This window comes from Limnoglobus sp., from assembly GCF_059499385.1.
Genome location: NZ_JCABYM010000059.1, coordinates 1 through 3,428 on the forward strand (window position 1 = coordinate 1; position 3,428 = coordinate 3,428).

Below are 3,428 nucleotides of genomic sequence, written 5' to 3' on the forward strand. Positions count from 1 at the left end.
CCCCCGGCTCTGCGGGGGAGAGGGTTAGGGTGAGGGGGTCAAACCTCCCTCACCAGGGAGGAGCGTCTCTCAGTCCGGGACGCCCTTCCCCCTCACCCCGGCCCTCTCCCCCGCAGAGCCGGGGGAGAGGGAGTTGATTCGGTGGGCCTCGAAGACTCGGCCCACCCTACAAGACGGCTAGCTGATCTTGAGTTCCGTCGGTCCCAACGTCACGACGGTCGGGTTTTGGAACGGGAAGGCGTCCGCGTAGTCCGTCACCTTCTTCGGCGTGAGGGAGTCGAGTTCCCGCTGAATCTCGTCGAACGACCGGACGCGGCCGAGGTAATACCAGTCGCGGGCGATGGCCCCGGCGCGGGCGGAGGTCGATTCCTGCTGCATGATGAGCGACGTTTTCAGCCCGGCCTTCGTCCGGTCGATCTCGTCCTGCTGCACGCCGTCGCGGAGCTTCTGGAACTCGGCGAGCATCACGTCGAGCGTCTCCTGCGCCCGCTCGGGCCGCGTGCCGGAGTAGCCGACGATCGTGCCGCGGTCCTTCATCGCCTCGTGCGAGGCGTACACGGAGTAGCACAGGCCCCGCTTCTCGCGGACTTCGGTGAAGAGGCGGGAACTCATGCCGGACGACAGCACGCCGACCGCGCCGCGGGCCGCGAAGTAGTGCGGGTCCGTGACGCTGACGCTCGGGAACGCGAGCGTGATCTGCGTCTGCTGCTTGTCCTTCGCGATGTGCCCGGAGGTCGGGACGTGCGCCGCGTCGATGGGGAGGACGTACTCCTCGCCCCGCGGCCACCCGCCGAACAGCCGCTCGACCTGGTCCTTCAGCCGCGGCCAGTCGATCCGCCCGGCGACGGAGATGATCGTGCCGTTCGGCCGGAAGAACCGCCGGTGGAACGACCGCATCTTGTCGATCGTCAGCCCGGTGATCGTCTCTTCCGTGCCGTACCGGTCCTTGTTGAGCGGCGACGGGTAGTACCGCTTCTGCAACTCGAGCATCACCTGCTCTTGCGGCGAGTCGTCCAGCCCTTGCAGGTCTTGCAGCAACTGCGACTGCACCGCCTCCAGGTCGTCCGGCGGCAGCTGCGGCCGCAGCACGATGTCGGCGAACAGGTCGAGCGCGGCCGGGAGGTTCTTCGCGACCGTGCTGCCGGACAGGAACATGTTGAGCAGGCCGGGGCCGACGTTGTGATCGACGCCGAGCGAGTCGAGGGCGAGCATGAGCTGCTCGCTGTCCCGGTCGCCGGCCCCGCGGTTGATCATCTCGGACAGGGCGGACGCGAGGCCGCCGTCCGTCGCCGCCTCGTACCCGCACCCGGCCGGGATGAGGAAGTAGACGGCCGCCGACCGGACGTAGTCCATCGGCTCGGCGAGCAGGACGAGGCCGTTGGGGAGCGTGTGGGTGAAGACGGTGTTAGCCAACGATGGGGCCTTCCGTGCGGGAGGGTTCAGAGGCCGAGGCCGACCATGCCGCGGTCGGGGAGGTCAACGGACCGGTACAGGGATTTATACGCACGAAACCCCAACCGACGGTAGAGCGCGACGGCCGCCGCGTTCGCGGCCGTCACTTCCAGCTCGACTTCGCGAACGCCGACGGCGAAATACCCGGCCAGCGCCTTCAGGACGAGGGCCGTGCCGAACCCGCGGCCGCGGGCGTCGGGCAGCACCGCAACGTTCTGGATACCGCCGCAGGTCAGCCCCTGGATCGCGCCGACCGGCCCGGTCGGGCCGTCGAGTAGCCATGTCGCGGCCGGGCAGAACGTGTCGATGTCCCGGACGGCCCGCATGAGCATTCGGCAGCCGGTGGCCGTCCGCAGGCTGGGGAAAATGAGCGCGTCGGGTTCGCCGGCGAACGCCTCGAGCAGCACGTCGGCGTGCGCGTCCACGAGGGAATCGTGCCACGGCCGCCACCGGAACCCGGCCGGCAGCGGCGGCACGGCGACCGGCCCGTCCAGGTCGCGGCGCATGCGGTGGCGCTTCAGGTACTCGTCCGGCACGGCGGGCCTCGCGGCGGGAGCGAAGACGAAATTCTACCACACGCCGAAACTTGCGCGGCAATCCTTCGGTTCGATTTCAAAGCGGAGGTCGCGGAGACAGATGAAGGAACGAGTGCCGCGAATCACGAAGTCGTCCAGACGCGGACCTTGTAGATGAGTACGACGTGCTGGTTGTCGAAAATCTCGTAATGGACGGTGATCGGCTCGACGATCAGTACTCGTTCGCCGTCGTCCCGCGATTCGCCAACCGCGGTCGGGTCGGCCGCGAGTTGGGTCTCGATCCGGCTCACGGCGACCCGCAAGGCTAGCGCGTCGCCGCCTTTCTCCGATGCCAGGAAGTAGTGGGTGTCGATGATTTCACGGGCCCGTGCGGCCCAAACGACGCGGTAGCTCACGGAGCCTTCACGAACGTGCGGTCGATCTCGTCCAGCCCTCGCAACAGTTCCTCGGTCGTGACACACCGCCCGGCCGCGAAGTCCTCCCGCCCGAGCTGCCGCGCGTCCGCGTCCGACGGTTGTGCCCGCTCGATCTCGTACATCATGCGAACGTACTCGTCCTGCGGCACGAACCGGCCCAACACCCGCCCCGTGTCGTCGCACACGTCGGCGGCCCTTTGACCGCCTTCGAGTTTTTGGAGTTGATCCGAGTCCACGACCAACCGACCCATCGTTCATCCTCCGAATCAGGTCCGCACGTAGGCGTCGTAAACGATAACAACCCCGCGGGCCGGGTACGGCTCGAATTGAACGACGAGCGGGCGCTGAAAGCCGATGCGTTCGTTGCCGTCGCGGGATTCGCCGAACGTCAGCGGGTCGGTCGCCAACTGCCCGTTCAGGTCCGCGAGCGCGCGATCGATGGCGGCGTGGTCGCCGCCCATTTCCCACGCCCGGAAGAACGCGAGGCGGGTGACATCGAACGCCCGGTTGGTCCAAACGACCCGGTACGTCACGGCCGGTTCCTCGGCGTCTGCCGGATGCGCTCGAACTCGGCCAGCAAGTCCGCGGTCGTCCGCAACCGGCCCGCGGCCAAGTCGCGGAGGGCTTCTTGCCGCGTGGCCTCGTCGATGGGTTCAAAGAACTCGGGGTCCTCGATCCATTCCCGGTACACCCCCGCGGGCACGAACTTGCCCAGCACGACGCCGGCGCTGTCGCACACCTCCACGGGAAATCGCGCCCCGTGAACCTGATCGGATTGAGTTTGGTCGAGAACAAGCCGTCCCATCGAATCGCCTCCCGTGTGACAGGGATCATACCCGCTGCCTGGGACGAAAGAAAGACGGCGTCACCCCGCCGCGTCCAGGCCGCGGAGCGTGCCGGTGGAGCTGGCGAACTTGTCCGCCGGCAGCCCCAGCCGCTGGAGCATCGACACGAACAGGTTCGGCAGCGGGTAGTTCCGCTCCCGGTCGAACGCCAGGTGGCCGGCGTGCTTGAACCCGCCGCC

Annotated in this window: 6 protein-coding genes and 1 pseudogene; all 7 read right to left on the reverse strand. The window is 67.9% G+C overall.

Going from position 1 to position 3,428, the window contains the following annotated elements; genetic code table 11:
- Nucleotides 1–177: 177 nt before the first annotated feature.
- Nucleotides 178–1,413: a M16 family metallopeptidase gene (locus tag AC5JJ2_RS10975; protein WP_495858028.1), complete on the reverse strand. Its 1,236-nt coding sequence runs from the start codon at nucleotides 1,411–1,413 to the stop codon at nucleotides 178–180.
- A gap of 26 nt (nucleotides 1,414–1,439) precedes the next feature.
- Nucleotides 1,440–1,988, reverse strand: a complete 549-nt coding sequence (locus AC5JJ2_RS10980) for a GNAT family N-acetyltransferase (RefSeq protein ID WP_495858029.1) — start codon at nucleotides 1,986–1,988, stop codon at nucleotides 1,440–1,442.
- 122 nt (nucleotides 1,989–2,110) lie between these two features.
- Nucleotides 2,111–2,383, reverse strand: a complete 273-nt coding sequence (locus tag AC5JJ2_RS10985) for a hypothetical protein (protein ID WP_495858030.1) — start codon at nucleotides 2,381–2,383, stop codon at nucleotides 2,111–2,113.
- On the reverse strand, nucleotides 2,380–2,655 hold the full coding sequence (locus AC5JJ2_RS10990) for a hypothetical protein (protein WP_495858031.1): 276 nt from the start codon (nucleotides 2,653–2,655) through the stop codon (nucleotides 2,380–2,382). Before AC5JJ2_RS10990 ends, AC5JJ2_RS10985 begins: the two co-directional genes overlap by 4 nt.
- 15 nt (nucleotides 2,656–2,670) lie before the next feature.
- On the reverse strand, nucleotides 2,671–2,937 hold the full coding sequence (locus tag AC5JJ2_RS10995; RefSeq protein ID WP_495858032.1) for a hypothetical protein: 267 nt from the start codon (nucleotides 2,935–2,937) through the stop codon (nucleotides 2,671–2,673).
- Nucleotides 2,934–3,209, reverse strand: a complete 276-nt coding sequence (locus tag AC5JJ2_RS11000; protein ID WP_495858033.1) for a hypothetical protein — start codon at nucleotides 3,207–3,209, stop codon at nucleotides 2,934–2,936. The genes AC5JJ2_RS10995 and AC5JJ2_RS11000 overlap by 4 nt, the downstream gene beginning before the upstream one ends.
- 60 nt (nucleotides 3,210–3,269) lie before the next feature.
- Nucleotides 3,270–3,428: pseudogene (locus AC5JJ2_RS11005) on the reverse strand (DUF1552 domain-containing protein); the annotation flags it as partial.